This is a genomic window from Mesorhizobium waimense (assembly GCF_003601975.1).
Taxonomy (GTDB): Bacteria; Pseudomonadota; Alphaproteobacteria; order Rhizobiales; family Rhizobiaceae; genus Mesorhizobium; species Mesorhizobium waimense.
In genome coordinates this window covers 1-6,072 of the sequence record NZ_QZWZ01000107.1, presented here as the reverse complement: position 1 = coordinate 6,072, position 6,072 = coordinate 1, and the positions used below count along the sequence as shown (strand labels likewise).

The following is a 6,072-nucleotide window of genomic DNA, read 5'->3' as shown; positions in this document are numbered from 1 at the left end:
GAGATTGACCAGGCTTTGATGCTCGACCATGACGCCCTTTGGGGTTCCGGTTGAGCCTGAGGTGTAGATGACATAGGCGAGATGGCTGGAGGTCAGGCCAAGGGCGCGCGGGTCGGGGTTCGAGGCGGGCAGTTCGGCCCAGGCCGAGGTGGCCATATCCAGATCGACCACGCTCAGATCGGCGAGCGCCTCGGCGCCGAGGGCGGCGCGGCCGGCGGCATCGCAAAGCAGCAGCCGCGGCGCGGCATCGTCGAGCACCTGCCGCAGCCGCTGAGAAGGATAGGCCGGGTCCAGCGGCAGATAGGCACCGCCGGCCTTGAGGATCGCCAGCAGCCCCACCACCATGGCCGGGCTGCGCTCCAGGCAGATCGCCACCGGCTGGTCCGGCCTCACCCCGAGGGCGATCAGATGATGCGCCAGCCGGTTGGCCCGGGCGTTGAGCTCGCCATAGCTCAGGCGCTCGTCCTCATGCACCAATGCCACCGCCGCGGGCGTCCGGCGCACCTGTTGCTCGAACAGCTCGTGGACGCAAAGATCCGACGGATAGGCCGCGTCCGTCCGGTTCAGCTCCTCCAAAAGGTAGGTCCGCTCCTCGGCCGGCAGCAGCTCTATGCGGCCGACCGGCTGGCCTGCATCAGCAACCATCGCCCGCAGCAATGCCAAAAGATAGCCGCGCTGCCGCTCGATCGTCGCTTTGTCGAACAGCGCCGTGGCATAGTGCAGCGATCCGGCGATCTGATCGCCATCTTCGCCAAGGTCGAGCTCCAGATCGAACTTGACCTGATCGAGCCACTCCCCCGCAGCCTCCACGCGCAGCCCCGGCAGATCCAATGACCCGTCGGTGTTGTTCTGCCAGGCCAGCATCACCTGGAACAACGGCGTGTGGTCGAGGGCCCGCGGCGGCTTGACGATCTCGACCACCTGCTCGAACGGCAGGTCCTGATGCTCCTGCGCGGCCAGCGCCGTGCGCCGCGTCCGCTCCAGAAGCTGCGCCACGCTCGGCGTGCCCGCCAGGTCCAGCCGCAGCGCCAGGGTGTTGACGAAGAAGCCGATCAGCTCCTCGACCTCGCGCCGGCTGCGGTTGGCGCTCGGCACGCCGATGACAAGGTCGTCCTGCCCTGACAGGCGCGACAGCACCGCCGCCCAGGCCGCCAGCACCGTCATGAAAAGCGTCGTGCCATGCTTGCGGCTCAGCCGCTTCAGACCGCCCGTCAGAGCCGCATCGATGACGACCGGCACGCTCGCCCCGGCAAACGACTGCTGGAGCGGCCGCGGCCGATCGGTCGGCAGCGCAAGACGGGCCGGGGCGCCGGACAGGGTCTCGCGCCAATACTGCGCCTGGCTCTGCAGCCGTTCCCCCGACAGCCATTGCCGTTGCCAGGCGGCATAATCCGGATACTGGATCGCCAGCGGTGGCAGCGGGTCGTCCTGCCCGGCCACAAACGCCCGGTAAAGGCTGCTGAGCTCACGCATCAGCACCCCCATCGACCAGCCGTCGGAGACGATGTGATGCTGGCTCAGCAGGAAGACGTGTTCCTCATCCGATATCCGCATCAGACGCGCGCGCATCAGCGGCCCGCGCGACAGATCGAAGGGAGTGTGCGCCTCCTCACGGCACAGATCCAAAAGCGCGGCTTGCGCATCCGGCCTGTCCCGCAGATCGTGCTCCACCACCGGCAGCCCCGCATCCGGAGGCAGAAGCCAAACCTGGGGCTTGCCCTCCGGTGCGACAAAGACACTGCGCAGCGCCTCATGACGCGCAAACAGACGGTCGAGGCTACGCCGCCAGGCGCTGCGGTCGAGCGCACCACGCAGCCGCAAGGCCAACGGCATGTGGTAGTTGGCGCTGCTCGGGTCCAACTGCGCCAAAAACCATAGCCGCTGCTGCGCAAACGACAGCACAAGCGGCTCATGACGCGACACGGCCGCAATCGCCGGCAGCTCTTGCGGACCGGAGCGGCTCAACACCTCGACGATGCTTGCCGCCAGATCGCAAAGCACCGGCCGGGCGAACAGCGTGGCTAGCGGCAGCTCGACACCAACGGCCTGCGGCAACCGGCTCATCAGCTGCACCGCCATGAGCGAGTGGCCGCCGAGCTCGAAGAAGTGGTCGTGGCGGCCGACCCGCTCGACCCCGAGCAGCTCTTGCCAGATCCCGGCCAGGGCCGTCTCGACCGCGCCGCGCGGCGCCTCGTAGGCCCGCCGCGCATAGGCATCGTCGGCCGGCGAAGGCAGCGCCTTGCGGTCGAGCTTACCGTTCGGCGTCAGCGGCAGCCCATCCAGCCGCACGAACGCCGCCGGCACCATGTAGTCCGGCAGCAGGCTAACCAGATGGGCGCGCAAGCCGGCAGCGAGCTGCGCGCCATCGGCCTCGTCCGCTCCGGCCTCGGGCGCACACACCACATAGGCCACGAGCTGCTTGTCGCCGGCGCGGTCCTCGTGCGCCACCACCACCGCGTCGCCGACAAGCGCATGCTCGCAAAGCCGCGCTGCGATCTCGCCCGGCTCGATGCGGAAGCCGCGGATCTTCACCTGCTCGTCGTTGCGCCCCAAAAACTCCAGATTGCCGTCCGGCAGGTAGCGGGCAAGATCGCCGGTCCGGTACATGCGGGCGCCCGGCTCGCCGCCGAACGGGTCGGCCAGAAACCGCTCCGCCGTCAGCTCGGGACGGTTGAGGTAGCCGCGCGCCACCCCCGCCCCGCCGATATGGAGCTCACCCACCGCTCCGAACGGAACCGGCTGGCCATGAGCGTCCAGCAGATACACCCGCGTGTTCGCGATCGGACGCCCGATCGGCACGTTTTGATGGGATACACCGGGCCTAGCGTCAACAAAAAAACTGGACGACCAGATCGTTGTTTCGGTCGGACCGTAGAGATTCCTTAGAGACCCCACCCCTCTACTAAGCCGCGACGCCTGATTTGCAGGTAACGCTTCACCTCCACACAACACACTTAAGCCCGGCGTTCCTTGCCAGCCGGCATCCATCAGCAAGCGCCACGTTGCTGGAGTGGCCTGCATCAAAGAGATCTTGTGATGGTCTAGAAGATGATGCAACGTCGTAGCAGCCGTAGCATCCTTGCGGTTGGCTAGGACGACTGTGGCGCCCGTGCACGTGGGAAGATAGAGCTCCAGCCCCGCGATATCAAATGAGATGGATGTGATAGCTAGGAATACATCCTGCTCGGTAAGCCTCAATATATCCGAAAAAGCATATAGGAAATTCAACAGGCTTTGATGCTCGACCATGACGCCCTTTGGGGTTCCGGTTGAGCCTGAGGTGTAGATGACATAGGCGAGATGGCTGGAGGTCAGGCCAAGGGCGCGCGGGTCGGGGTCGCAGGCGGGCAGTTCGGCCCAGGCCGAGGTGGCCATATCCAGATCGACCACGCTCAGATCGGCGAGCGCCTCGGCGCCGAGGGCGGCGCGGCCGGCGGCATCGCAAAGCAGCAGCCGCGGCGCGGCATCGTCGAGCACCTGCCGCAGCCGCTGAGAAGGATAGGCCGGGTCCAGCGGCAGATAGGCACCGCCGGCCTTGAGGATCGCCAGCAGCCCCACCACCATCGCCGGGCTGCGCTCCAGGCAGATCGCCACCGGCTGGTCCGGCCTCACCCCGAGGGCGATCAGATGATGGGCCAGCCGGTTGGCCCGCGCGTTGAGTTCGCCATAGCTCACCCGCTCGTCGTCATGCACCACCGCCACCGCCTCGGGCGTCCGGCGCACCTGTTGTTCGAACAGCTCGTGGATGCAAAGATCCGACGGATACTCCGCTTCCGTCCGGTTCAGCTCCTCCAAAAGGTAGGTCCGCTCCTCGGCCGGCAGGATGTCGAGCTCGCGCACCGGCTTACTGGGCGCCTGCTCCAGCGCCTCCGCCAGTTGCTCGAGCGCCCGCTGCATGTAGCCGCAGACCCGGTCCGCGGAGATTGGCTCCACCACCTGTGCGGTGAGGCCGAGCGCTTCGCCAAAATCCTCCACCGACAAGGTCAGCGGATAGTTGGTGCGCTCCTCGCCGCCCAGCCATTCCATGCCACACAGACCATCCTCCGTCCCGGAGCCGGCCATGGCCGCCGGCGTGTTGTGGCGGTAGTTCAACAGCGCGCTGAACAGCGGCGCCGGCGCTGCGACGCCACTGCAGCGTTGCGCCAAGGCCAGCGAGGCATGCTCGTGTGTGAGCAGCTCGGCAAGCCGCGCATGGGTGCTGCGCACGCTCGCCGCGACCCCGGTCCCGTCGAGGTCGAGCCGCACAGGCAGGGTGTTCATGAACAGGCCCATCGCGCGGTCGGCGCCGGCCTGCATGCGACCGAACAGCACCGTGGCGAACACCACCTGCTCGCGCCCGCTGCTCAGCGCCACCACCTGACCCCAGGCCAGATGGCAGAGGCTCGCCAGGCTCACCCCCAGCCGCCGCGCCTGGGCCCGCAGCCGCTCGTTCAGCGCCTGCGGCAGCATCCGTTGCGCCTCGCCAACCCCGCTGCCGTCGCCATGCACCTCGATCAGCCCGAACGGCAGCGTCGGCTCGTCGATGTCGGCCAGCATCGAGCGGAAGAACGCTTCATGCTCTTCGGACGAACCGCCGAGACGGGCCTGCGCCACCAGATTGCGGAACGGCTGCGGAGCTGCCAGCTCATGACGCCGTCCCTCGACCACGGTCCGCACTTCGGCATGCATCACTTCCAGCGTCGTGTGATCGCCGATCAGATGATGCTGCAGCTCCAACAGCAGCCAGCGTGTGCTGCCGGGCTCGCGCGCGATCACGAACCGCAACAGCGGCGCCTGGCCAAGATCGATGCGATACTGACGCGGATCGAACCGGCGCTTCAGCTGCTCGGGACCGGGACCGCCATCTTCATCCAGCTCGACCTCGCTCACATCCAGGGCCGCCTTGCGCCAGACCACCTGGGCCGGGCTCGACAGCCCCTCCCAGACAAAGGCCGTGCGCAGAATGTCGTGCCGGTCCACCACCTGTTGGACCGCAGCAAGGTAGCGATCGAGCACACCGCGATCGGCAAAGGCCATCTCACTGACGAGCAGATACGGATCGCCCTGGCTGGCCAGCAGATGATGGAACAGAATGCCGTCCTGCAGCGGCGACAGGCCATAGATATCCTGGATGTTGGCGACCCCGCCCGGCACCGTCGACACGATCCGGTCGATCTCCTGTTGGGTCAGATCGATCAGCGGCAGCATCTGCGGCGTGATCGCCGCGGTCTGTTCGCCGATCAGGTTGGCAGGCACCGCCACCTCGTGATGGCTGCCAAGGCTTGCGGCCAGATCGCAAAGCACCGGCCTGGCGAACAGGGTGCGCACCTCCACCCCGAGCGACAGCCGTCGCAGCCGCTCCATCAGTTGCACCGCCATGAGCGAGTGGCCGCCGAGCTCGAAGAAGTGGTCGTGGCGGCCGACCCGCTCGACCCCGAGCAGCTCTTGCCAGATCCCGGCCAGGGCCGTCTCGACCGCGCCGCGCGGCGCCTCGTAGGCCCGCCGCGCATAGGCATCGTCGGCCGGCGAAGGCAGCGCCTTGCGGTCGAGCTTACCGTTCGGCGTCAGCGGCAGGCTATCCAGCCGCACGAACGCCGCCGGCACCATGTAGTCCGGCAGCAGGCTAACCAGATGGGCGCGCAAGGAGGCAGCGAGCTGCGCGCCATCGGCCTCGTCCGATCCGGCCTCGGGCGCACACACCACATAGGCCACAAGCTGCTTGTCGCCGGCGCGGTCCTCGTGCGCCACCACCACCGCCTCGCGCACCCACGCGTGCTCGCAAAGCCGCGCGGCGATCTCGCCCGGCTCGATGCGGAAGCCGCGGATCTTCACCTGGTCGTCGTTGCGCCCCAAAAACTCCAGATTGCCGTCCGGCAGGTAGCGGGCAAGATCGCCGGTCCGGTACATGCGGGCGCCCGGCTCGCCGCCGAACGGGTCGGCCAGAAACCGCTCCGCCGTCAGCTCGGGACGGTTGAGGTAGCCGCGCGCCACCCCCGCCCCGCCGATATGGAGCTCACCCACCGCTCCGAACGGAACCGGCTGGCCATGAGCGTCCAGCAGATACACCCGCGTGTTCGCGATCGGACGCCCGAT

1 protein-coding gene is annotated in these 6,072 nt (G+C 67.7%); it reads right to left on the bottom strand.

What is annotated here, in order from left to right; translation table 11 throughout:
• Positions 1–6,072, bottom strand: a 6,072-nt coding sequence (locus D3227_RS39560; RefSeq protein WP_120019377.1) for a non-ribosomal peptide synthetase, incomplete at both ends; no start/stop codon positions are given.